We start from the raw sequence: 22808 nt of genomic DNA on the forward strand, positions 1-22808 counted from the left end.
AGCCCCAGATCCTAGTGGCGAACCATGCGAAAGCCTGTCGATTTTGCATGCGACTGAATGATGTCGGTTAGTGCGAATGCCTGACGGTTTTCATGCGAATACTCATGCTCGCCCAGGGTGTCGCCCTGGCTGGCCTGTTCAGTGACGCCACCCCGGCCAACGGCGACCGCGAAGGCCTGCACCGCAGGACCTACCCGGATGGGGCGGTCGTCGAGTACGACTTCGTCGCGCATGTGCTCCGCGCCGTACTGCCCGAGGGCGGCGTAACCCTCCTGACCAGCACCGGCGGCATCAACATCGTTGGGCCGATCAATCACCAGGGCGACTACACCCAGGAAGGCAATCAGCAGGTCACCGGCAAAGTCACCGTCAGCCAAGACGTCGTCGCCGGCCCGGGCTCCGTCAGCCTGATCGGCCACAAGCACAGCGGCGTGCAGGTCGGCGGCGCCCAGACGGGGGTGCCAGCATGATCGGCATGAGCGCCAAGACCGGGCGCACCCTCACCAGCAGCGCGCACCTGTCGCAGTCGATTGCGGACATCCTCACCACGACCATCGGCAGCCGCGTCATGCGCCGCGAATACGGCACCCTGCACGGCCAGGAAGCAGGCTTCGGCATTCAAGCGGAGTTCCTCGCCAGACTGCAGGAACACATGGTGCCGCGCCCAACGTCGACCCAAGAAGGTCGTGGCGACCAGGCCCACACCGTCACCACCCGCGAGCTGCAGGTACTGCGGTTACTTGCCCTCGGCTATCGCAATCGCGAAATCGCGGAAAAGATGTTCCTGTCCGAACTCACGGTGAAATCGCACCTGCGCAAGATCAACACCAAGCTCGGTGCTCAAGGCCGAACGGGAGCGCTTGCCATCGCCCGCAGCAGGGGGCTGCTGGATTAGACCGACAGGTAGCGTCGAGCAAACCGCGGCGGGATCGAGCGGGTAGTGCATCACCGAGCCTAGAATCAGGGCTATTACTCTATCTCCGTCACCACAGAGCGCGCCCGCGCTAGCCCCGCCCGAACCCTAAACGCCCGCACCTCCCGGCGCCCCCCTTCCCCGCGCAAACTCGCCGATCTGCACCATGGCAATCCCACGCATCGCCAAGCCCGGCGCATCCTCGCGCAGCGCCACGAGACTCAGCGCGCGGAGCGCGTCACCGGCGGCCAAGGCGTGGGCAGCGGCGGTAATTAGGGAATCCATTCGGGCCCATGAATAACGCCCTGATCGCTAGGAGACGACTGATCACCCCGCTAACAACGCCACCCATCGGTTGACACTGGTGCCCTGCAGCCAAAGCCAAAAATTTGACCAATGCGACCAGCGCTTCTATTAATAAAACTAACTCACTGAGTTTCAACCGATATTCACAATTACATACCTACCGGAACTTAATCCTCGCATCATGGTCGGTCATAAAGTCCCCCTCCAAGGGAACCCATGGGGTTCGCCCATGACCCCAAGTCGTTGATTTACTTGGTGCTCTCCCTGAACTATGTTGGCTCTCTGATACGCAGTCATGTTTCGCCCGCCTTGGTCGCCCTTATCACTGCGCTCTGATGTTCGAAACACCCGCATGACATGGATGAAACCAGCATGGGCTTTCAGATGAAGCATTCCCTGTTACTGGATGATCAGCCGAGGACGGCAACCCAGACAGAAAAGGTCGCGATTCTGCTCTCGACCTACAACGGCGCCGCGTACCTGGCCGAGCAACTCGATTCCCTGGTCGCGCAGACCCACACGAATTGGCAGATCTATGCCTCCGACGACGGCTCAGGGGATGCCACGCTGGAGATCCTCCGGCACTACCAGCATCAACTGGGCGGGCACCGACTGACCCTCTTCGAGGGCCCGCGCCAGGGGTTTGCAGCCAACTTCCTGGGAACGCTCCAGCGTCAAGAGTTCCAGGCCCAGTACTATGCTTTCTGCGACCAGGACGACTTGTGGCAGCCGGATCGCCTCGCCCTGGGTATCGCGTGGATGCGCAACATCCCAGACGAGCAACCCGCCTTGTACTGCTCCCGCACGCAACTGGTCGATGCGCAAGGACAGCCACTGGGGCTTTCCCCCCTGTTCAGCGAAGCCCCCAGCTTCAGGAATGCCCTAGTGCAGAGCATTGCCGGCGGCAACACCATGCTATTCAACCAGGCGACGCGTGCCCTGCTGCAGGGCACCGACCGCACTGCGCGCATCATTTCCCACGACTGGTGGACGTACATCCTGGTGTCCGGTTGCGGTGGCCAGGTTTTCTACAATCCCGAACCGACCATCCGCTACCGGCAACATGAGCGCAACCTGATGGGCTCGAACTCCAGCCTCAACGACCGGCTCAAGCGCCTCGGCCAAATGTTCGCCGGCACCTTCCGCGAGTGGAACGATGCCAACCTCCACGCCCTCGCCCCGCTCCGCAACCTGCTGACCCGCGACAACCAGACCACCCTGGAACTCTTCGAGCAGGCCCGGCATGCCTCGCTGCCGCAACGGGCACTGCTGTTGCAACGCTCCGGCGTCTATCGGCAAACGCTGACCGGCAATCTTGGCCTTGCCGCCGCCACTCTTCTTCAAAGGATCTGAACCCCATGACGATTCTCGTGACCGGCAGTGCCGGCTTCATCGGCGCCAATTTCGTGCTCGACTGGCTGGCCATCAATGACGAACCGGTGATCAGCCTGGACAAGCTGACCTATGCCGGCAACCTGCAGAATCTCGCCAGCCTGGACAACGACGAACGCCACACCTTCGTGCATGGCGACATCGGTGATGGCGAGCTTGTCGATCGGCTGCTCAAAGAGTATCGCCCCCGCGCAATCCTGAACTTCGCCGCGGAATCCCACGTCGACCGCTCCATCCATGGCCCGGAAGACTTCATCCAGACCAACATCGTCGGCACCTTCCGCCTGCTCGAAGCGGTACGCGCATACTGGAACTCCCTATCGGAAGCAGACGCAGCAGCATTCCGCTTCCTGCACATTTCCACCGACGAAGTCTACGGCTCCCTCGGCCCGAATGATCCCGCCTTCAGGGAAACCAACAAGTACGAGCCGAACAGCCCCTACTCGGCCTCCAAGGCCGCCTCCGACCACTTGGTGCGCGCCTATCACCACACCTACGGGCTACCGGTGCTGACCACCAACTGCTCGAACAACTACGGGCCGTACCACTTCCCGGAGAAGCTGATCCCACTGGTCATTCACAACGCCCTGGCCGGCAAGCCGCTGCCGATCTACGGCGATGGCCAGCAGATCCGCGACTGGCTGTATGTGAAGGACCACTGCAGCGCCATCCGCCGGGTACTGGAAGCCGGCCAGCTGGGCGAGACATACAACGTCGGCGGCTGGAACGAAAAGGCCAACCTCGATGTGGTCCATACTCTTTGCGACATTCTCGATCAGGAAAAGGCCAGAGAAGACGGACACAGCTATCGCGAACAGATCACCCTTGTTAAGGATCGTCCCGGTCACGATCGCCGCTACGCCATGGACGCCACGCGGCTGGAACGCGAGCTGAACTGGAAGCCGGCAGAGACCTTCGAGACCGGCATCCGCAAGACCGTGCGCTGGTACCTGGACAACCAGGACTGGGTAACCAACGTCACCAGCGACGCATACCGGGAATGGGTAGGAAAGCACTACGCATGAACAAGATTCTTCTGCTCGGCGCCAACGGCCAGGTCGGCTGGGAACTGCAGCGCTCCCTGGCGCCTCTGGGCGAGCTGGTCATCTGCGACCGGCAACGCGGAAACCTGGCAGACCTTCAAGGACTGGCAGCGCTGGTGAATCGCGAACGGCCGGATGTGATCGTCAACGCTGGTGCCTATACCGCCGTGGACAAGGCCGAGAGCGATGTTGACAGCGCTCGCCGAGTGAACGCCGAGGCGGTTGCCGTACTGGCTTCCGCCGCAAGAGAGCTGGAGGCCTGGCTGGTGCACTACTCCACCGATTACGTGTTCGACGGTAGCGGCAGCAGCCCCTTCGATGAAGACGCCGCCACCGGCCCACTCGGTGTCTACGGCCAGACCAAACTGGAAGGTGAACTGGCAATCCGCGAAAGCAGCTGCCGGCACCTGATCTTCCGCACCAGCTGGGTCTATGCCACCCGTGGCGGCAACTTCGCCAAGACCATGCTGCGCCTGGCCAGGGAGCGCGAGGAGCTGAGCGTAGTCGCCGACCAGATCGGCGCCCCGACCAGCGCCGAACTGATCGCCGACGTCACGGCACTTGCGCTGTACCGGCTGCAGCACGACGCATCCCTTGCCGAGCACGCCAGCGGCACCTATCACCTGGTGGCCAGCGGCGAAACCAGTTGGCACAACTACGCCCGCTTCGTCATCGGCGAGGCGCAGCGCCTGGGCTGCGCGCTGAAAACCAGCCCCGAGCGCATCCACCCGATCACCACCCGCGATTACCCGCTACCGGCCAAGCGCCCGGCAAACTCCCGACTGACCAACCGCAAATTGCAACGCACCTTTGCCGTGGCTCTACCACAATGGGAATACCACGCCCAGCGCATGATCAGAGAACTGATCGAAATGGAGGCAGTATGAAGCGCAAGGGAATCATCCTCGCCGGCGGCTCCGGCACCCGCCTGCATCCGGCGACACTGGCGATCTCCAAACAGCTCCTGCCAATCTACGACAAACCGATGATCTACTACCCGCTCAGCACCCTGATGCTGGCAGGCATCCGCGACATCCTGATCATCTCCACCCCACAAGATACTCCTCGCTTCGAGCAGTTGCTGGGCGACGGCAGTCAGTGGGGGCTCAACCTTCAATATGCGGTCCAGTCATCCCCGGACGGTCTGGCGCAGGCCTTCCTGATCGGCGAGTCGTTCATCGGCAACGACCTCAGCGCCCTGGTACTGGGCGACAACATCTACCACGGCCACGACCTGCAAGACCTGCTGTACCACGCCATGGACCGAGAAGCCGGTGCCAGCGTGTTCGCCTACCACGTACAAGACCCGGAACGTTACGGCGTGGTGGAGTTCGACGAAGGCGGCAAGGCCATCAGCCTGGAAGAAAAGCCCAAGCACCCCAAGTCCAACTATGCTGTAACCGGCCTTTACTTCTACGACCAGCAGGTGGTCGACATTGCCAAGAGCCTCCGGCCTTCTGCGCGCGGCGAATTGGAAATCACCGACGTGAACCGCGCTTATCTGGAAATGGGTCAGCTTTCCGTGGAGATCATGGGTCGCGGCTACGCCTGGCTGGACACTGGCACCCATGACTCACTGCTTGAGGCCAGCGCTTTTATCGCCACCCTGGAAAACCGCCAAGGCCTGAAAGTTGCCTGCCCTGAAGAAATCGCCTTCCGTCAGAAATGGATCAGCCCCGAGCAACTCGAAGCGCTCGCCACACCGCTGACCAAGAACGGTTATGGCCAATACCTACAACGCCTACTGGCCGAGACCGTGTACCGATGAAAGCCACTCACCTCGCCATTCCCGATGTCGTACTGATAGAGCCCAGAGTTTTTGGTGACGAGAGAGGATTCTTTTTTGAGAGTTTCAATCACTGTCAGTTCGAAGAGATCATCGGTCGCCCAGCGACATTTGTGCAGGACAATCACTCCCGCTCAATAAGAGGCGTATTACGTGGGCTTCACTACCAGATCAGTAACCCCCAAGGAAAATTGGTCCGGGTAGTAACAGGCAAAGTATTCGACGTCGCAGTAGATATTCGGAAGAGCTCTCCAACCTTTGGAAAGTGGGTTGGCGAACTCTTGACTGCGGAAAACAAGAAGCAACTCTGGGTCCCAGAAGGTTTTGCTCACGGCTTCCTAGTACTAAGCGACAGCGCAGAGTTTCTCTACAAAACCACCGCTTATTACTCCCCCATACATGAACGCTGCCTCATCTGGAACGATCCGACTCTCGGCATAAAGTGGCCAACCAACGCGCCCCCTACACTGTCCTGCAAGGACGCTCTTGGGCTCCCTCTGGACCAGGCCGAGGTTTTCGTCTGATGCAAGAATTCCCCGTATCACCCAAGGCAATGGTTGCTAGCCTTTGGTGTAATCGCAGCCTGATCAAGACCCTGATCCAGCGTGAAGTGGTCGGCCGTTATCGTGGCTCACTTCTAGGCATTCTTTGGTCATTCTTCAATCCGATCTTTATGCTCACCGTCTATACCTTTGTCTTCAGCTATGTGTTCAAAGCACGCTGGAGCGCAGGGGGGGACTCGAAAACTGAGTTTGCCCTAGTCCTGTTCTGCGGCCTGATGATCTTCAACCTATTCGCAGAATGCGTAAACCGAGCTCCCGGACTAATTTTATCTAACGCAAATTATGTCAAGAAAGTCGTTTTCCCTCTGGAAATATTACCTTGGGTGTCAGTTGGCGTATCTCTATTTCACGCACTTATTAGCCTTACCGTTTGGCTTATTGCCTACATCATATTGTTCGGCCCCCCTCACTCCAGCATTGCTCTGCTACCGGTGATAATCACCCCTCTGGTACTGATGGTAATGGGCCTCTCTTGGATTCTAGCTTCACTGGGCGTGTATCTTCGTGATGTCGCACAATTTATTGGCATCATCACCTCGACCATGATGTTTATTTCGCCAATTTTCTATCCCGCAGCTGCTCTGCCTGATGAGTATCAAAAGTATCTCTACATGAACCCCTTGACGCTGGTAATAGAGCAAGCCAGAGATATCTTACTTTGGGGAAAATTCCCGAACTATGCCGCCCTTGCTCTCTATACCCTGGCGGCTGCAATGACTGCCTGGGCAGGGTTCGCTTGGTTCCAGAGAACAAGAAAAGGATTCGCAGATGTCCTCTGAGCTTGCCATCCGGGTAGCAAACCTCAGCAAGTGCTACCAAATTTACGACAAACCGCGAGACCGCCTGATGCAGATGCTGATGCGGGGACACAAGCAGTACTTTCGCGAGTTCTGGGCGGTTCGCGATGTATCATTTGAAATAAAAAAAGGTGAAACAGTAGGAATCGTGGGGCGCAATGGGAGTGGAAAATCCACGTTGCTTCAAATGATTTGTGGAACCCTGAACCAAACCAGCGGAAGCATTGAAACTCAAGGGAGAATAGCAGCATTGCTAGAGCTGGGCTCAGGGTTCAACCCAGAGTTCACAGGCCGAGAGAATGTATACCTGAATGCTGCTGTATTGGGCCTCGATAGGCACGAGGTCGACGAATGTTTCAGCGAGATCGTAAAATTCTCGGAAATAGGAGATTTTATTGATCAACCAACAAAGACCTACTCCAGCGGCATGCTAGTGAGATTGGCATTCTCTGTCCAGGCCATGATTGAGCCAGACATACTTATCGTCGACGAAGCACTTGCCGTAGGCGACGAAAAATTTCAACGGAAGTGTTTCTCTCGCCTTGAAGAGCTCAAAAATCGAGGAACCTCAATATTATTTGTCTCCCACTCTGAGACACAAATAATCGAACTCTGCGACCATGCCCTTTTAATTGATCATGGAGAGCTCATCATGAACGCTTCTCCCTTGCAGATAGTTCGATCATATCAAAGACTCATTTACGCCCCAGAAGCTGAGCAAGCTGCACTCTTAGAAAAATATAAGAGAAACGATCCACTCTACGACTCTGCGCCATCCTCTCCCACCAGCCCAACCGATAGTTTCCAAGAGGCGTCCAAAGAGACCGCTGTTCTTAACCACTACGATCCAAATCTGACCCCAGAAACAACTACTATTTATCCTGAGCAAGGCGCAAGGATTAAGCGTATTGCAATACATGACTGCAACGGTGACGCCGTTAATATCCTTGAGCCCATGAAGAAATACCGGATCGTTTCAGAAGGAGATTTTAGTGAGGATCTGGAAAGGCTGTTCTTTGGTATTCATATTCGCTCGATCTCCGGCGCAGTAATATCAGGCCAACGACACCCTGAAGACGGAAAGTACATAGACCGCTCACAGGCTGGAAAACGCTTTAGAGTAGAGTTCTCGTTCAACATGAACCTGCTCCCCGGAACTTATTTTGTTGGCGGAGGAGTTTGGTCAGAAAACAGTGCCTCCTGCGCCCATAGAATTCTTGACGCAATAATGTTCAGAGTACAGAGCAGCGGCCCACAGAACGCATTTGGCTATTGCAACCTGACAGCTTCTCCTGCTGTGCTATCAATAGAGGAATAACATTGAGAGCATTATTAGCTCTGGAGGACACCAGTTTGAGGCCTCCCCTCCCAAGCCTCCCTGCGCGCCTCCAGCACGGCCAGATACATTTGAATCACACCGAACACAATGGCTGCGCACGCCACCCGACATGACACCTAAAACATCACCAGAAAAACAAACCTCGAGCAAAGAGCAAACAGACAAACCTGGAAATATAGTTAAAAGCACAATCCGAAAGCCACCTCTAAAATGGATGGAAATCGCATGATAAAGAATAAGATAAAATGGAAAAATGATAACAGCTGCAGCATTGACGATGTGGAATTCCAAGTAGAATTTGGCGAAAAGCTATACTCCGGCACCTCTCGCGACCAAAACTCTTTCATTATTGGAAAAGCACGCAACATGCTGGAGGCACTTTTAGAAATACCGTTCGACAGACCAACCACAAGAATTTGCGACATAGGGATATACAAGGGCGGCAGCGTTGCTTTTTATCACAAACTATTTGACCCCCAGAAAATAATAGCAATCGAACTCAGCCCAGACCCAGCCCCAGCCCTTGAGAGCTACATAAAAATTAACGCTCTAGAAGAGAATATAAAAACCTATTACAACACTGACCAATCCGACCGAATTAAAATCGAATCAATCCTTGCCCGCGAACTAGGCCAAGAACAATTCGACCTCATTGTGGATGACGCAAGTCATTTTCTAAAACAAACCAGAGAATCATTTAATATTCTCTTCCCTCATCTTGCTCCCGGTGGATATTACATTATTGAAGACTGGGGCTGGGCTCACTGGGAGGGAGCACAATGGCAAGACAACGGCGGCCCATGGGAAGGCGACCCTCCCCTGACGAACCTCATCTTCGAACTCACCATGCTTCTGGCATCAAGGCCTGATCTTGTAGCCTCAATTCAGCTATTTCCAGCCTATGCAATCATAAAGAAAGGTTACGGCAGGCAAATGGATAGAAATGAAACATTTAACATCTCGGAAGCCTATCTAAACCGCGGGAAAAAAGTCACCTTACTTACGTAAAATTATGGCTTACGCGCGAAAGGACATATTTCCAGCGAGCTTTCTGCACGCGCAGAAAGCCGCTGGCGCCTTGATCGCATGGACATCCACTCAACCCTGCGCCCACTCCAATGTGGCTATTCATGGAGATATGGCCCGCAGAAGGCTAAATATTATTGCCCCCATGAGCACTCCAACAGCTTCACCAACTGGGGAATTACTTAGTTCAACCAGATACCACATGGCATGCCATAGACACAAGTAGAAGTAGAAGTAGAAGTAGAAGTAGAAGTAGAAGTAGAAGTAGAAGCCTAGATATATAATCGCAGGATAAACAATGATCACAGACACACTGCTGGTAAGTAGCCCTGGCCAAGATGGAGGCCTGATACTGATTGATCAGCACTCCCAGGTTAGAATAATCAATAGACCCATCACCGGCATCTGCTTAAACGATCACACACTGCTATATGCTTTCCAAGACAATGGCGGCAATACCTTAAAGCATATCCATAACGGCCTCACAAAAGAAATAACCCTGACGAATGCAGCACTTGATCTGCATGACGTATTCTGCAAGGAAGAAAATACTTATCTCGCAGCCACCGAAACAAACAGCGTGCTATGCCTTAACAAGGATCTTAAGCAGATATCCCAATGGGGGCTTCCCGGCGAAAATGATTCTGCCCACTTGAACAGCACAACCTGGTATCAAGGAAAGTTACTTGCTTCAATATTTGGCAGATTCCAGAAGCATCGTGAATACAAGAACGGCACCCAGGGCATCGGCGAGGTCATCGATATACAAACCGGCAACAGTTTCATCCGTGGACTGTCTCAACCGCACTCACTGACTGTGGTAGAAGATCTTCTCTATCTTTGCAGCTCGGAAGACCAAGAACTACGAATCTACCGCGGCCAAGAGTTACTTAAGAAGATACAGTTACCCGGTTATGTCCGAGGGCTAGCGATTGGTACAACCAAGATTTACGCAGGCCTAAGCCTCTCGCGTAACACTCAGACGGCCCCCCAAGCGGATAGCGCTAGCATCGCTGTCCTCAATCGCGCCAGTATGGCGATTGAAGGTTTTGTAAACGTAGCGTCCAGAGAAATCTACGACATTCGCATCACGAAGAGTTCGTATTCGCTACTATCGAATCTCAACAGCGATCTGCTGCATGAAACCAGAAAACTCGAAGAGTTGGTTGCGTTGTACAGACACGGCTACGAGTCCTACCTGTGCGCCTATAAGGTGCTATTGGACGAAGTGGATGCCTTGAGCAACCGCCACAGGGGCATTATCGCCGCGGCATCCGGCACCTCCGCCTAGAAGTAGGCAGAACTTGAGCACACTCGGTTGTCTCGGCAACCCCCAAGAACTACTGAAAATCCAGGAGAACAGCATGGCTGGCAGGCGTCATAACTACGAATACGACGTTGATCCCGCATCCGATACCGCACCTGCCAACGTACTGCGACTGGTCGGTCAGCGTAAACGTGTTCTGGAAATTGGCTGTGGCCCAGGGTCGATCACCAAACTGCTGTCCAGTCAAAACGACTGTTCGGTGACCGCACTGGAACTCGATCCAGAAGCCATAGAGAAAGCTTCTCCCTATTGCCAGAAGATCTTTCAAGCAGATCTCAACTCCGCTGAATGGCCGACCCTACTCAACGGAGAAGATCGCTTCGATGTGGTAGTCGCCGCCGATGTTCTGGAACATCTGTATGACCCCTGGATTACACTGGAGCGCATGGTTGACTTCCTCAATCCCGAAGGATACCTGGTGATCTCTCTACCCCATGTAGGGCATGCTGCTATCGCTTCCTGCCTCTTTAACGGAGACTTCCAGTACCGCGACTGGGGACTGCTCGACCGCACTCATATTCGATTCTTCGGTCTGAAGAACATTGAGGATCTATTCTCACGCGCTGGCCTGAAACTGATCGAGGCACGCTATGTGATCAAGCCCCCACAAGATACGGAGTTTGCTGCCAGTTGGTCGGCACTGCCCGGCACTATTCAGAACGCACTCAATAGCAGTCCTCACGCCCATGTTTATCAGGTGGTGGTAAAGGCTGTCCCACTGGAACGCCCGCAGCCCGCCGTTTCCCTTGTCCTACTTTCGCCACTGCGGCAGCAAACTATGAAACGTCGGACACTCAAAGCACGTGTCGGTAGACACTTGAGTCCGCAACTCAAGCAATTCATCCGCAAGAGCTTTGGAGTCGTCGGGATAAAGTTCTAAAAACCCCTACAGTTGATCCTGCACAGTTTAAGGAATAGGAGCAATGAATTTTCGCAGCACTGACAAAACCGCAAACGAAGGTAAATCAACCAAGCTAATCGCCTTCTATCTAACACAATTTCACCCCACTGCAGAGAACGACAAGTGGTGGGGAAAAGGCTTTACCGAATGGACAAATGTAACCAAAACCTCTCCCTTATTTGAAGGGCATCGGCAACCCCACCTGCCTAGCGACTTTGGCTTCTATGACCTGCGAGTACGAGAAACCCGGCACGACCAGATAAAAACAGCCAAACAATATGGCATTGATGGATTTTGCTATCATTATTATTGGTTTTCTGGCCAGAGGATTTTGAATCGGCCACTTGATGACATGCTGGCTGATCCAGACAGCGAAATGCCATTCTGCCTGTGTTGGGCCAATGAAAACTGGACACGTCGCTGGGATGCTGCCGACCATGAAATCCTTATCGCACAGAAGTATCTTCCAGACGATGACCTGAACTTCATAAAGTCACTGATTCCATACTTCAAAGATGACCGTTACATTCGAGTTGACGGCCAACCATTTCTTATCGTCTATCGCCCTCAGCATTTACCAGACGCCAAGAAAACTGCAAACGCATGGCGGGAATACTGCAGAAGCATTGGACTTGGCGAGATCCATATTTGCGCAGCGCTGACGCATGGAAACGAGAATTACATGCAGTATGGATTTGATAGCGGCGTCGAATTCCCACCGCACAACCTGCGCTCAGACAACATCAATGAACAGATTGATTTTTTCAATCCATTCAAAGGGAATGTGCTGCAGTACGCAACCATTGCAAGCTCCTATATCAACAGAAAGTATGAAAGCCCCCGGATCTTCAAGACTGTCTTCCCTTCCTGGGACAATACAGCACGTACCAAAGAGCGTGCTCTAGTAGTTCTGAACGGAGTGCCTGACAACTACGAGCATTGGCTATCCTCAACAATAGACATTTCCACTAGCCCCCCTCAAAAGGATCAACTGGTCTTCATCAACGCATGGAATGAGTGGGCAGAAGGGTGCCATCTAGAGCCTGATCGCTGGTTTGGACATGGATTCCTGCAAGCAACTCTTAATGCTAAAAAAGGGCTCCGTAGATTTGAAAGCTTCCCTGACACCAGCTTACCTTCTTCCGCGAAGGATATACGACGCGCTTTCTGGCGCGACCTGGTTGAGATCTGCAATTATCATGGATCTTCCATGGTGGGAACCCTCAAATTAATTATTGTTCGCCGCCCATGGCTTTACCGAACCATGGTTCCATTAGTACGGATTTTCCGCCAATTGTGCGTGAAAACTCTTCGCCGCGGGCTTTAGAGCCGAAGCGCCGAAGTGGAATTTCCCTACTTTGAATCATATACTCAGATTTAACGACCAAGCCTTACCTGGTAAAAAGTAGCCTTCAACCAACCCCACCCGAAGAATTGATTCTAGCAACTAGATAACAGGTCACAGCCTAAATCTCCAGAGACATTTCTTAACCCTGGCACAAACTGGAGCTTCACAGGACGCAGCGGAATATGCCATCAAATATATCTTCCAGCCCTGGTGCAGTTGACCATACAACGAGGGCAAGTCTGAAAAATCAGCAGCCTGTTGCCATCTGGCTAACTGGCTTGAGCGGCACCGGCAAGTCGACGATAGCCAATGCACTTGAGATAGCTCTTGTTAAGTGGAAGCGACATACTTATCTGCTCGACGGCGATAATCTACGCTTGGGGCTGTGCCGCGATCTTGGATTCAGTGATTCCGACCGAGAGGAGAATATTCGTCGCGCAGCCGAAGTGGCTCATTTGTTTGTGGATGCTGGGCTGATAGTAATCACGGCATTCATTTCCCCGTTTCGACATGACCGCGCAATGGCCCGCAAGATAATCGGAACTGACAGATTCATCGAGGTATTTGTTGACACACCACTGGCCGAGTGCGAGCGGCGCGATCCTAAGGGGCTGTACAGCAAAGCCCGTGCCGGGCTAATCAAGAACTTCACCGGGATTGACTCGGCGTACGAGCCTCCTGTCAGCCCGGATATCCGCATCGACACCCTGGTAGACGACTTGCCCACTGCAGTCGGCCGGATTCTCGCCTATTTGGGAGAGGAAGAGCATCAATGAAAACCCTGGCCATAATCGGTACAGGGTTTAGCGGGGCGGTCACCGCTGTACAGTTTCTGCGATATGCCCCGCCTGGTATTCGTGTGATCCTGATCAACCGCTCAGGAAGCATGGCACGCGGCCTGGCTTACGGTACCAACAGCCCACTGCACTTGCTGAACGTTCCTGCTGGAAACATGACGGCTTTAGCCGAGGAGCCGGACTCTTTCTTGTCTTTCTGCCAAGAGAGACTTCCGTCCATCACGGCATCTTCGTTCATTCCGCGCAAGATTTATGGTGACTATCTGAGTTCGCTGTTGAACGATGTTGAGCGGCGTTGCCGGAACAAGATATTACTGCAGCGCATGGTTGCAGAGGTATTGTCCCTAAGACCCCATGAAGACGGCGTAATTATCGAACTGACAAGTGGCGAGAAGCTGCATGCCAACCATGTGGTGCTGGCCCTCGGACATTTTGCGCCACTTGATCCGCCAAACATTGCCGCGGCGCAGACAGCGGGTCGCTACCAACAAGATCCTTGGACCGGCACTGCACCTGTCACGACAAACAGGGACAAGCCGGCTCTGCTACTTGGTACTGGACTGACCGCCCTGGATGTTGCCTTGGGGATGATACAGCGAGGGCATCGCGGAACCATCCATATGTTGTCGCGGAGGGGACTGCTACCGCTGCCACATCGTGAACAGCGGAGCGTACTCGCGACGCCGGCCGAATTCAGCGCACGCTTGTTGAATGGGCAACCAACCGTTCTCGGCTATTGGCGAGCGATACGGCAGCAGGTCGAATACGCTGCCATGGACGGTATGGATTGGCGGGACCTGATCGCAGCCTTGCGCCCCATCACGACACAGTTGTGGGCACGCTTGCCGGACGCAGAGCGTCGTCGCTTTCTGCGCCATGCCCAGCCCTATTGGGACGTGCATCGCCACCGTGTCGCACCTGAAGCACACCAATGTTTCGAAAGAGCAATGGCAGATGGCCTCATCAAAGTTATGGCTGGAAGAGTGCAGACGATAACCCCCGTTGCAGAGGGTTTGCGTGTCAGTATCCGGTTACGCGGTACACAGGGGAGCGAACAGCTCCAGGTAGCTCAGATTGTCAACTGTACGAGCCCCAACTCGAATCTACAGGTCGTTGACGAGCCTTTGATCACCCAGTTGCGCGAAGCGGGGCTGATACAGCCTGATCGATACGGCCTGGGCTTACACGTTGATGAACAGTTGGCGGTGGTAAATGCAGAGGGAGTGCCTTCCACCTGGTTGAGTTATGTCGGGCCAATGCTCAAGGCCGACTTCTGGGAAGCCACTGCGGTCCCGGAGTTGAGACAGCATGCCCGCAACCTGGCAATCAGATTGGCAGAACATTTCCGTGACTACGCTGAGGAGCCGCCAGCCGGTCGTCGGTAAATACACCTTCCCTCTCCCGACAGCTGGCCGGCCTCGTAACCGCGCCAAGGTTTCCAGTGTCGAATCGCTTATGGACTAACAATGCAACATTTCTCCGCATTGGCTCAGAATGCGAAATGGGCTCTCCGAATCGCTCCACGCCGGCAAAACGCCATTGCCGCGCCCCTGACCACTGCAGCACACCTCGGCCAAGTGCAGCTATTACTTTGCCACGCCACTTAACTTAGCGGAGCGCTCGGCACCCTGATGGTCAGGTCGGGACGATGCTGATCCCCTCCGGAGCGATACTCCCGAACAGCTACTACTGACCCTGCGCCTGCGCAGCACTGCCTCGACGCCACTCCGCAACCTCCCGAAGACATCTTTTCACGAGCCTAGATATGCCTATCGACAAACGCATCCAGGTGCTGCTGATCGATGACGACCCGCACCTGCACCAAGCCTTGGCCCGGACCCTCGACCTCGCCGGCTGCTGAGCGAATGCCCAGTCCTTCCGCGCAAGGCCGTGCATGACGGTTGCGCAAGAACAAGCTGAATTTCACCGATTCGGCCAGGACCAATCCCGAACAGAACTGACTTCCGTTGCACAGCTTGCGCCACAGCCGCGGAAATCATTAGAGATCCCGACAAGAAGCCACCATTTCACCAGCAACCCGCCGCCATTCCCCCTCCTTGCAGAGTCCCCAAAGTTGTCTACGGTTGATTACACGGCATGGACGTGCGTGATCAACCGCTCTGGATCACCGGTCCGTCTGCCATCAAACCGCAATGACGAACGGGCGATTTAGGGATCAGCGCTACATGGATTGTTAGTTGGCTATTGATCCATGTCATCACACCCTCCCCCATACCCGCGCCTAATTGACACCGAATTCTTCCCTGGATTGGAGGTTTGCAATGTCAGAATCCGCTCAGAAACTACGGCTCGGCGCGTTGGTCGCGCTGGTAGTCGGTTCGATGGTGGGGGGCGGCATTTTCTCCCTTCCCCAGAACATGGCAGCCAGCGCCGACGTCGGCGCCGTGCTCATCGGCTGGGCCATCACCGCGGTCGGGATGTTGACCCTCGCCTTCGTCTTCCAGACCCTGGCCAACCGCAAGCCTGACCTCGACGGCGGGGTCTATGCCTACGCCAAGGCCGGTTTCGGCGACTACATGGGCTTCTCGTCGGCCTGGGGTTACTGGATCAGCGCCTGGCTCGGCAACGTTGGCTACTTCGTCCTGCTGTTCAGCACCCTTGGCTACTTCTTCCCGATCTTCGGCGAAGGCAACACGGTAGCGGCGATCATCGGTGCGTCGATCCTGCTCTGGGCCGTGCACTTCCTGGTCCTGCGCGGTATCAAGGAAGCGGCCTTCATCAACACCATCACCACCGTCGCGAAGATGGTGCCGCTGGTGCTGTTCATCCTGATCTGCTTCTTCGCCTTCAAGCTGGACATCTTCACCGCGGACATTTGGGGTAAATCCAACCCCGATCTCGGCAGCGTGATGAACCAGGTCCGCAACATGATGCTGGTCACCGTCTGGGTGTTCATCGGTATCGAAGGCGCGAGCATCTTCTCGGCGCGGGCGGAAAAACGCTCCGACGTCGGTAAGGCCACCATCATCGGCTTCATCACCGTGCTGCTGCTGCTGGTGCTGGTCAACGTGCTGTCGCTCGGCATCATGACTCAGCCGGAGCTGGCCAAGCTGCAGAACCCGTCGATGGCCGCCGTGCTCGAGCATGTGGTCGGTCACTGGGGCGCGATACTGATCAGCGTCGGCCTGGTGATTTCCCTGCTCGGTGCCCTGCTGTCCTGGGTGCTGCTGTGCGCGGAGATCATGTTCGCCGCGGCGAAAGACCACACCATGCCGGAGTTCCTGCGCAAGGAAAACGCCAACCACGTCCCGGCCAACGCCCTGTGGCTGACCAACGCCTGCGTACAGGTGTTCCTGATCATCACCCTGTTCAGTGCCAGTACCTACCTGAGCCTGATCTACCTGGCCACCTCGATGATTCTGGTGCCCTACCTCTGGTCGGCTGCTTACGCCTTCCTTCTGGCACTGCGCGGCGAGAGCTATGAAACCGACGCAGCCGACCGCAACAAGGACTTGATCATCGGCGCCATCGCGCTGATCTACGCGGTCTGGCTGCTGTACGCCGGTGGCGTCAAGTACCTGCTGCTCTCCGCCCTGCTCTATGCCCCTGGCGTGATCCTGTTCGCCAAGGCCAAGCGCGAGGTCGGCCAGCCCATCTTCACCAATGTCGAGAAGCTGCTGTTCGCCGCCGTGGTGATCGGCGCCGTAGTTGCTGCCTATGGCCTCTACGACGGCTTCCTGACTCTGTAATTTGTAAGGAGAAACCGCTCATGTCCAAAGAGAAAGTGAAACTTGGCGTCCATTCCGAAGCCGGCAAACTGCGCAAAGTGATGGTTTGCTCTCCTGGCCTGGCCCACCTCCGCCTGACGCCGAACAACTGCGACGAACTGCTGTTCGATGATGTGATCTGGGTCAGCCAAGCCAAGCGCGATCACTTCGACTTCATGACCAAGATGCGCGAGCGCGGCGTCGACGTGGTCGAGATGCACAACCTGCTGGAAGAGACCGTGCAGAACAAGGAAGCCCTGAAGTGGATCCTTGATCGCAAGCTCACCCCCAACAGCGTCGGCCTCGGCCTGCAGAACGAAGTCCGTTCCTTCATCGAAGGCCTCGAGCCGCGCCGCATCGCCGAGTTCCTGATCGGCGGCGTATCCGGCGCCGACCTCGCCAAGCACAAGGACTCCGAAGCGGCGAAGATGTTCAATGCCTACCTCGGCGAATCCAGCTTCATCTTCCCGCCGCTGCCGAACACCCAGTTCACCCGTGACACCACCTGCTGGATCTACGGCGGGGTGACCCTCAACCCGATGTACTGGCCGGCCCGTCGTCAGGAAACCCTGCTCACCACCGCGATCTACAAATACCACCCGGACTTCGTCAACGCCGACTTCAAGGTCTGGTACGGCGACCCGGACGTCGACCACGGCGCGGCCACGCTGGAAGGCGGTGACGTCATGCCGATCGGCAACGGCACCGTACTGATCGGCATGGGCGAACGCACTTCGCACCAGGCCATCGGCCAAGTCGCCCAAGCGCTGTTCAAGCAAGGCGCCGCCGAACGCGTGGTGGTCGCCGGTCTCGGCAAATCCCGCGCGGCGATGCACCTGGATACCGTGTTCAGCTTCTGCGACCGCGACCTGGTCACCGTCTTCCCGGAAGTCGCCTACCAGATCGTACCGTTCGTCATTCGTCCGGATGAAAGCAGCCCAGGCGGGCTCGACGTGCGTCGCGAGGAGAAATCCTTCCTCGACGTGGTCGCCGAGTCGCTCAACCTGCCCAAGCTGCGTGTCGTTGAAACCGGCGGCGACAGCTACGAGGCCGAGCGCGAGCAGTGGGACGACGGCAACAACGTGGTTGCCCTGGAACCCGGCGTGGTGGTCGGTTACGACCGCAACACCTACACCAACACCCTGTTGCGCAAAGCCGGGGTGGAAGTGGTCACCATCAGCGCCGGCGAGCTCGGCCGTGGCCGCGGCGGCGGTCACTGCATGACCTGCCCTATCATCCGCGACCCGATCGACTACTAAGCATCCCACCCAAGGCGGCCCCTCCCCGGGCCGCCCGCCCCGCCAGCCATCAGCCGTACTGACGGAGCCAGTTTCCAGCTGTTTTCAAGGAGAAGATCCATGGCTTTCAATATGCACAACCGCAACCTGCTCAGCCTGATGCACCACAGCACTCGCGAGTTGCGTTACCTGCTCGACCTGTCCCGCGACCTGAAGCGCGCCAAGTACACCGGTACCGAGCAGCAACACCTGAAGCGCAAGAACATCGCGCTGATCTTCGAAAAAACCTCTACCCGTACCCGTTGCGCATTCGAAGTGGCCGCCTACGACCAAGGCGCCAATGTCACCTACATCGACCCCAATTCTTCGCAGATCGGCCACAAAGAAAGCATGAAGGACACCGCCCGCGTGCTTGGCCGTATGTATGACGCGATCGAATATCGCGGCTTCAAGCAGGAAATCGTTGAAGAGCTTGCCGCCTTCGCCGGCGTGCCGGTGTTCAACGGCCTGACCGACGAATACCACCCGACGCAGATGCTCGCCGACGTGCTAACCATGCGTGAGCACAGCGACAAGCCGCTGCACGACATCAGCTACGCCTACCTGGGCGACGCCCGCAACAACATGGGCAACTCGCTGCTGCTGATCGGCGCCAAGCTCGGCATGGACGTGCGCATCGGCGCACCGAAAGAGCTGTGGCCGGAAGCGGACTTCGTCAAACAGTGCGAAGCCTTCGCCAAGGACAGCGGTGCCCGTATCACCCTCACCGAAGATCCCGCCGCCGCCGTCAAAGGCGTGGACTTCGTCCACACCGACGTGTGGGTTTCGATGGGCGAACCGGTGGAAGCCTGGGGCGAGCGCATCAAGCTGCTGATGCCCTATCAGGTCAACGCCAAGCTGATGAAAGCCGCCAAGAACCCGCGCGTGAAGTTCATGCACTGCCTGCCGGCGTTCCACAACAGCGAGACCAAGGTCGGTAAGGAAATTGCCGCCAAGTATCCGAAGCTGAAAGACGGTATCGAAGTGACCGACGACGTGTTCGAGTCGCCGGCCTGTATCGCCTTCGAGCAGGCGGAAAACCGCATGCACACCATCAAGGCCATTCTCGTTTCGACCCTGGCAGACGTCTGACAGCCCTGACCCCGCCCGACGTGCCCGCGAGGCCGTCGCGCGGGGTCTTTTTCTCAGGAGGTACCTACCATGCGTATCGTCATCGCTTTGGGCGGTAATGCATTGCTGCGGCGTGGTGAGCCCATGACCGCGGACAACCAGCGTCTGAACGTGAAAATCGCCGCCGAACAGATTGCCAAGGTGGCCCCGGGCAACGAACTGGTGATCGCCCACGGCAACGGCCCGCAAGTCGGCCTGTTGGCGCTGCAGGGCGCCGCCTACGACAAGGTCACGCCCTACCCGCTGGATGTGCTGGGCGCGGAAACCGAGGGCATGATCGGCTACATGATCGAACAGGAAATGGGCAATCTGCTGCCCTTCGAAGTGCCGTTCGCGACCATCCTCACCCAGGTCGAGGTCGATGGTAAGGATCCGGCTTTCCAGAATCCGACCAAGCCGATCGGCCCGGTCTACTCCAAGGAAGAAGCCGAAGCCCTGGCCAAGGAGAAGGGCTGGAGCATCGCGCCGGACGGCGACAAGTTCCGCCGCGTGGTGGCCAGCCCGCGACCCAAGCGCATCTTCGAGATCCGCCCGGTTAAGTGGCTGCTGGAAAAAGGCACCGTGGTGATCTGCGCCGGCGGTGGCGGCATCCCGACCATGTACGACGAATCCGGCAAGAAGCTCAGTGGTGTCGAGGCGGTGATCGACAAGGACCTCTGCTCCTCGCTGCTCGCCCAGGAACTCAACGCCGACCTGCTGGTGATCGCCACCGACGTCAGCGCGACCTTCATCGACTGGGGCAAGCCGACCCAGAAAGCCATCGCCCAGGCCCACCCGGACGAACTGGAACGCCTCGGCTTCGCCGCCGGCTCCATGGGTCCGAAAGTCCAGGCCGCCAGCGAATTCGCCCAGGCCACCGGCAAGGTCGCGGTGATCGGCTCGCTGGCCGATATCGAAGCCATCGTCCAGGGCAAGGCCGGTACCCGCGTATCGACCGCCGCCTCGGGCCTCAGCTACTACTGATCGCGCGTCACCTTCGCCAACGCCCGGCCCCGTGCCGGGCGTTGGCGTTTTCGCCGTCCGCACGTCGTGACCGCACGCACCCAGCGTGACTCGAAAGTCACAACCCTCGTCAGCATAAGCATTCGAACCCTAGTCACATGCGCGACCCGCGTGCATGGCCTTCCGTGGTTCAGAGGCCAAACGCTGGTGCTGTGCGCCTCGCGCCCTGCGCGTGAGCGACGGTCTATCTGAGGAGTTGTAGTGATGTCTCGTTTGCCGGTCATTGTTGGGTTCGGGGGCTACAACGCCGCCGGCCGTAGCTCCTTTCACCACGGCTTCCGCCGTACTGTGCTGGAAACCCTGGATGCCCAGGCCCGTCAGGAGACCCTGGTCGGCCTGGCGGTGATGACCAAATTGGTCAAGCTGGTCGACGGCCAGCTGCAGAACGCCGAAGGCCAGGTGCTCAGCCCGGCGCAGATCGAACAGCACTACGCCCCACAGATTCTCGCCTCGACCCTGGTCCGCCGCATCGGCAAGGAGTACCTCGACGTCGACGCCGCGCACTGGCACAAGAACCTCAGCCTCAGCAGCAGCAACGGGCAGCCGCTGCAGTTCGTCACCCTGGCCAAGCAGCTGCCGGAGCCGCTGCCGGCCAACTGGCAGGTGGAAACCCTGGCTGACGGCCAAGTGCAGGTCATCCTTCACGACAGCTGCGACTTCAAGGTCGACAGCTACCGCGCCCTGCCGGTGAAGTCCGCCGGCCAACTGCCCAGCGGCTTCGACCCGGCCGAGCTGTACAACTCGCGCTTCCACCCGCGCGGCCTGCAGCTGGCCATTGTCGCGGCGACCGATGCGCTGCGCTCCACCGGTCTCGACTGGCAGACCATCGTCGCCCACGTCGCTCCCGACGAAGTCGCGGTGTTCTCCGGCAGCGCCATGGCGCAGCTCGACGAGAACGGCTTCGGCGGCATGATGCAGTCGCGCCTGCGCGGCACCCGGGTCACCGCCAAGCAGTGCCCGCTCGGCCTCAACACCATGCCGGCCGACTTCATCAACGCCTATGTGCTGGGCAGCGTCGGCACCACTGGCAGCGTCACCGGCGCCTGCGCGACCTTCCTCTACAACCTGCAGAAAGGCATCGAACAGATCACCAGCGGCAAGTCCCGCGTGGTGCTGGTCGGCAACAGCGAGGCACCGATCACCCCGGAAGTCATCGACGGCTACAACGCCATGAGCGCGCTGGCCACCGAAGACGGCCTGCGCCAGGTGCAAGGTGGCGGCGACGTCGACTTCACCCGCGCCAGCCGGCCGTTCGGACAGAACTGCGGCTTCACCCTGGCCGAATCCAGCCAGTACCTGGTGCTGATGGACGACGAACTGGCCCTGGAGCTGGGCGCCGACATCCACGGCGCGGTGACGGACGTGTTCATCAACGCCGACGGCTTCAAGAAATCGATTTCCGCGCCCGGCCCGGGCAACTACCTGACCCTGTCCAAGGCGGTGGCCGCCGCCGCACAGCTGGTCGGCCTGGATGGCGTGCGTCAGCGCAGCTTCATCCACGCCCACGGCTCGAGCACCCCGGCCAACCGGGTCACCGAATCGGAGCTGCTCGACCGCGTCGCGGCGACCTTCGGCATCGATGCCTGGCCGGTTGCCGCGGTGAAGGCCTTCGTCGGCCACTCGCTGGCCGCGGCCAGCGCCGACCAGGTGATCTCCGCGCTGGGCTCGTTCAAGTACGGCATCCTGCCGGGCATCAAGACCATCGACGCGGTGGCCGACGACGTGTTCCAGGACCACCTGAGCCTGAGCACCCACGATGTGCCGCACGCCGAGCTGGACGTGTGCTTCGTCAACTCCAAGGGCTTCGGCGGCAACAACGCCAGCGGCGTGCTGCTAGCCCCGCGCGTGGTCGAGAAGATGCTGCGCAAGCGCCACGGCGAGGCGGCCTTTGCCAGCTACCAGGCCAAGCGCGAAGCGACCCGCGCCGCCGCGCAGGCCTACGACGCGCGCGCCCTGCACGGGCAGTTCGACATCATCTACAACTTCGGCAATGACCTGATCGACGAGCGCGCCATCGAGCTGGGCGTCGACGGCATCAAGGTGCCGGGCTTCGAGCAGCCGCTGGTGTACCGCAAGGACGAGCGCTTCAGCGACATGCTCGACTGAGGCCGCCGCGCCCGCCCAGCGCGGGC

General features: G+C 57.4%; 19 protein-coding genes and 2 pseudogenes. 20 read left to right on the forward strand and 1 reads right to left on the reverse strand.

Features of this window, described 5'->3' with window-relative positions; all coding sequences use genetic code 11:
* Positions 1 to 107: 107 nt before the first annotated feature.
* Both JQX08_RS20750 and JQX08_RS20755 read left to right on the forward strand, forming a co-directional pair.
* Positions 108 to 470: pseudogene (locus tag JQX08_RS20750) on the forward strand (phage baseplate assembly protein V); the annotation flags it as partial.
* A complete protein-coding gene (locus JQX08_RS20755) occupies positions 467 to 895 on the forward strand; it encodes a LuxR C-terminal-related transcriptional regulator (protein ID WP_239482303.1) in 429 nt (142 codons plus the stop codon). The pseudogene JQX08_RS20750 and the gene JQX08_RS20755, both read left to right, overlap by 4 nt.
* A 77-nt stretch (positions 896 to 972) precedes the next feature.
* Here JQX08_RS20755 and JQX08_RS22455 read toward each other — a convergent pair.
* Positions 973 to 1198 (reverse strand): annotated as a pseudogene (locus JQX08_RS22455) (helix-turn-helix domain-containing protein); the annotation flags it as partial.
* Positions 1199 to 1576: 378 nt separating this feature from the next.
* On the opposite strand from JQX08_RS22455, the gene JQX08_RS20760 reads away from it, so the two are divergent.
* From JQX08_RS20760 to JQX08_RS20845, 18 genes are all read left to right on the forward strand, one after another.
* Positions 1577 to 2572: a glycosyltransferase family 2 protein gene (locus JQX08_RS20760; protein ID WP_239482304.1), complete on the forward strand. Its 996-nt coding sequence runs from the start codon at positions 1577 to 1579 to the stop codon at positions 2570 to 2572.
* Between the two features lie 5 nt (positions 2573 to 2577).
* Positions 2578 to 3636, forward strand: coding sequence for a dTDP-glucose 4,6-dehydratase (gene rfbB / locus JQX08_RS20765; protein ID WP_205350337.1), 1059 nt, complete (start codon positions 2578 to 2580; stop codon positions 3634 to 3636).
* Positions 3633 to 4541, forward strand: a complete 909-nt coding sequence (rfbD, locus tag JQX08_RS20770; RefSeq protein WP_205350338.1) for a dTDP-4-dehydrorhamnose reductase — start codon at positions 3633 to 3635, stop codon at positions 4539 to 4541. The genes rfbB and rfbD overlap by 4 nt, the downstream gene beginning before the upstream one ends.
* Positions 4538 to 5422, forward strand: coding sequence for a glucose-1-phosphate thymidylyltransferase RfbA (gene rfbA / locus JQX08_RS20775; RefSeq protein ID WP_205350339.1), 885 nt, complete (start codon positions 4538 to 4540; stop codon positions 5420 to 5422). Before rfbD ends, rfbA begins: the two co-directional genes overlap by 4 nt.
* A complete protein-coding gene (gene rfbC / locus JQX08_RS20780) occupies positions 5419 to 5964 on the forward strand; it encodes a dTDP-4-dehydrorhamnose 3,5-epimerase (protein ID WP_205350340.1) in 546 nt (181 codons plus the stop codon). Before rfbA ends, rfbC begins: the two co-directional genes overlap by 4 nt.
* The gene (locus tag JQX08_RS20785) at positions 5964 to 6782 is read left to right on the forward strand and encodes an ABC transporter permease (RefSeq protein WP_205350341.1); all 819 of its coding nucleotides are present in this window, start codon (positions 5964 to 5966) and stop codon (positions 6780 to 6782) included. The genes rfbC and JQX08_RS20785 overlap by 1 nt, the downstream gene beginning before the upstream one ends.
* Positions 6772 to 8118, forward strand: coding sequence for an ABC transporter ATP-binding protein (locus tag JQX08_RS20790; protein WP_205350342.1), 1347 nt, complete (start codon positions 6772 to 6774; stop codon positions 8116 to 8118). The genes JQX08_RS20785 and JQX08_RS20790 overlap by 11 nt, the downstream gene beginning before the upstream one ends.
* A 246-nt stretch (positions 8119 to 8364) precedes the next feature.
* Positions 8365 to 9147: a class I SAM-dependent methyltransferase gene (locus tag JQX08_RS20795; protein WP_205350343.1), complete on the forward strand. Its 783-nt coding sequence runs from the start codon at positions 8365 to 8367 to the stop codon at positions 9145 to 9147.
* A 316-nt stretch (positions 9148 to 9463) separates the two neighbouring features.
* The gene (locus tag JQX08_RS20800) at positions 9464 to 10456 is read left to right on the forward strand and encodes a DUF4915 domain-containing protein (protein WP_205350344.1); all 993 of its coding nucleotides are present in this window, start codon (positions 9464 to 9466) and stop codon (positions 10454 to 10456) included.
* Between the two features lie 13 nt (positions 10457 to 10469).
* A complete protein-coding gene (locus JQX08_RS20805) occupies positions 10470 to 11372 on the forward strand; it encodes a class I SAM-dependent methyltransferase (RefSeq protein ID WP_205350345.1) in 903 nt (300 codons plus the stop codon).
* Positions 11373 to 11415: 43 nt separating this feature from the next.
* Positions 11416 to 12720 (forward strand): glycosyltransferase WbsX family protein, encoded by a 1305-nt coding sequence (locus JQX08_RS20810; RefSeq protein WP_205350346.1) that lies wholly within the window; start codon positions 11416 to 11418, stop codon positions 12718 to 12720.
* Between the two features lie 203 nt (positions 12721 to 12923).
* Entirely contained in the window at positions 12924 to 13517 is a 594-nt protein-coding gene (gene cysC / locus JQX08_RS20815) for an adenylyl-sulfate kinase (RefSeq protein WP_205350347.1), read from the forward strand.
* Positions 13514 to 14923, forward strand: a complete 1410-nt coding sequence (locus JQX08_RS20820; RefSeq protein WP_205350348.1) for an FAD/NAD(P)-binding protein — start codon at positions 13514 to 13516, stop codon at positions 14921 to 14923. Before cysC ends, JQX08_RS20820 begins: the two co-directional genes overlap by 4 nt.
* An 897-nt stretch (positions 14924 to 15820) precedes the next feature.
* Positions 15821 to 17248 (forward strand): arginine-ornithine antiporter, encoded by a 1428-nt coding sequence (gene arcD, locus JQX08_RS20825; protein ID WP_205350349.1) that lies wholly within the window; start codon positions 15821 to 15823, stop codon positions 17246 to 17248.
* 20 nt (positions 17249 to 17268) lie between these two features.
* A complete protein-coding gene (arcA, locus tag JQX08_RS20830; RefSeq protein ID WP_205350350.1) occupies positions 17269 to 18525 on the forward strand; it encodes an arginine deiminase in 1257 nt (418 codons plus the stop codon).
* Positions 18526 to 18624: 99 nt separating this feature from the next.
* Complete coding sequence (locus tag JQX08_RS20835) at positions 18625 to 19635, forward strand: ornithine carbamoyltransferase (protein ID WP_205350351.1); 1011 nt, start codon at positions 18625 to 18627, stop codon at positions 19633 to 19635.
* A gap of 69 nt (positions 19636 to 19704) precedes the next feature.
* Complete coding sequence (arcC, locus tag JQX08_RS20840) at positions 19705 to 20637, forward strand: carbamate kinase (RefSeq protein WP_205350352.1); 933 nt, start codon at positions 19705 to 19707, stop codon at positions 20635 to 20637.
* 243 nt (positions 20638 to 20880) lie between these two features.
* Positions 20881 to 22782, forward strand: a complete 1902-nt coding sequence (locus tag JQX08_RS20845; protein WP_205350353.1) for a beta-ketoacyl synthase — start codon at positions 20881 to 20883, stop codon at positions 22780 to 22782.
* Positions 22783 to 22808 lie beyond the last annotated feature (26 nt).

The sequence above is a fragment of the Zestomonas insulae genome (assembly GCF_016901015.1).
GTDB classification, from domain to species: Bacteria; Pseudomonadota; Gammaproteobacteria; order Pseudomonadales; family Pseudomonadaceae; genus Aquipseudomonas; species Aquipseudomonas insulae.

What these genes read in the sequence shown, in the direction of transcription:
- JQX08_RS20755 (WP_239482303.1), top strand. Translation starts at nt 467, where the DNA reads ATGATCGGCATGAGCGCCAAGACCGGGCGCACCCTCACCAGCAGCGCG.
- JQX08_RS20760 (WP_239482304.1), top strand. Translation starts at nt 1,577, where the DNA reads ATGGATGAAACCAGCATGGGCTTTCAGATGAAGCATTCCCTGTTACTG.
- rfbB (WP_205350337.1), top strand. Translation starts at nt 2,578, where the DNA reads ATGACGATTCTCGTGACCGGCAGTGCCGGCTTCATCGGCGCCAATTTC.
- rfbD (WP_205350338.1), top strand. Translation starts at nt 3,633, where the DNA reads ATGAACAAGATTCTTCTGCTCGGCGCCAACGGCCAGGTCGGCTGGGAA.
- rfbA (WP_205350339.1), top strand. Translation starts at nt 4,538, where the DNA reads ATGAAGCGCAAGGGAATCATCCTCGCCGGCGGCTCCGGCACCCGCCTG.
- rfbC (WP_205350340.1), top strand. Translation starts at nt 5,419, where the DNA reads ATGAAAGCCACTCACCTCGCCATTCCCGATGTCGTACTGATAGAGCCC.
- JQX08_RS20785 (WP_205350341.1), top strand. Translation starts at nt 5,964, where the DNA reads ATGCAAGAATTCCCCGTATCACCCAAGGCAATGGTTGCTAGCCTTTGG.
- JQX08_RS20790 (WP_205350342.1), top strand. Translation starts at nt 6,772, where the DNA reads ATGTCCTCTGAGCTTGCCATCCGGGTAGCAAACCTCAGCAAGTGCTAC.
- JQX08_RS20795 (WP_205350343.1), top strand. Translation starts at nt 8,365, where the DNA reads ATGATAAAGAATAAGATAAAATGGAAAAATGATAACAGCTGCAGCATT.
- JQX08_RS20800 (WP_205350344.1), top strand. Translation starts at nt 9,464, where the DNA reads ATGATCACAGACACACTGCTGGTAAGTAGCCCTGGCCAAGATGGAGGC.
- JQX08_RS20810 (WP_205350346.1), top strand. Translation starts at nt 11,416, where the DNA reads ATGAATTTTCGCAGCACTGACAAAACCGCAAACGAAGGTAAATCAACC.
- cysC (WP_205350347.1), top strand. Translation starts at nt 12,924, where the DNA reads ATGCCATCAAATATATCTTCCAGCCCTGGTGCAGTTGACCATACAACG.
- JQX08_RS20820 (WP_205350348.1), top strand. Translation starts at nt 13,514, where the DNA reads ATGAAAACCCTGGCCATAATCGGTACAGGGTTTAGCGGGGCGGTCACC.
- arcD (WP_205350349.1), top strand. Translation starts at nt 15,821, where the DNA reads ATGTCAGAATCCGCTCAGAAACTACGGCTCGGCGCGTTGGTCGCGCTG.
- arcA (WP_205350350.1), top strand. Translation starts at nt 17,269, where the DNA reads ATGTCCAAAGAGAAAGTGAAACTTGGCGTCCATTCCGAAGCCGGCAAA.
- JQX08_RS20835 (WP_205350351.1), top strand. Translation starts at nt 18,625, where the DNA reads ATGGCTTTCAATATGCACAACCGCAACCTGCTCAGCCTGATGCACCAC.
- arcC (WP_205350352.1), top strand. Translation starts at nt 19,705, where the DNA reads ATGCGTATCGTCATCGCTTTGGGCGGTAATGCATTGCTGCGGCGTGGT.
- JQX08_RS20845 (WP_205350353.1), top strand. Translation starts at nt 20,881, where the DNA reads ATGTCTCGTTTGCCGGTCATTGTTGGGTTCGGGGGCTACAACGCCGCC.